We start from the raw sequence: 650 nt of genomic DNA, 5'->3' as shown, positions 1-650 counted from the left end.
GCGACTCAGGGCAAACGCACCTTCTTCTGTGGTGGCACCATTCTGTGCATCCACAACCCGGATACCCTGTCCGGAGGTTGCCACCCCGAGGTTACTGTTTCCGACATTTGTAAACGCAAGCCAGGTTTTGCCGGTTGCCTGACCACCATTAATCACCAGCTGGTCAGAGGTATTGCTGCCATCAAGGCGAACACGCATATTGATGGTGCCGCCCTGACCAGTGAGGTTGGTGGTGGTCAGTTTATGGAACGTTACCGGGGAGTCGCCTTTTGCAACAGCACGGCTCAGCACGGCATCCTGTGTTGTCTGATTATCAAAGCGAATCTCCCCTGCGTTAACAATATCGCCGGTACTGACCACATCGCCATTCAGTACCATGCTGGCACCTTTACTGAGCTGTGTTCTGCCACTCAGACTTCCCCCGGCAGCCAGCGTCAGTGTTCCACGATGTCCGACAGTGGTGTTGCTGGCCAGTCCTCCGGCATTAACCGTAAAGCTGCCGCCATTTTCCAGCAGCAGTCCGCTGGCCTGACCGGATGTGCCATCAATACTGAACTTACCGCTGGCATTGGTCCCCTCAACAGTGGCACCACTGTCTGCAATCAGGGCACTACCGGATGTCATGGTGACATCTGTTGCCTTACCACCGG

General features: G+C 55.5%; 1 protein-coding gene. It reads right to left on the bottom strand.

Annotated elements, in window-relative coordinates; all coding sequences use genetic code 11:
- The coding region (locus ACJHWR_RS25280) for an AIDA repeat-containing protein (RefSeq protein WP_410226724.1) at window positions 1-650 on the bottom strand (650 nt) is incomplete at both ends.

Source organism: Escherichia sp. WS568 (assembly GCF_046486085.1).
GTDB lineage: Bacteria > Pseudomonadota > Gammaproteobacteria > Enterobacterales > Enterobacteriaceae > Escherichia > Escherichia coli.
This window is presented reverse-complemented; position numbering and strand designations above follow the sequence as displayed.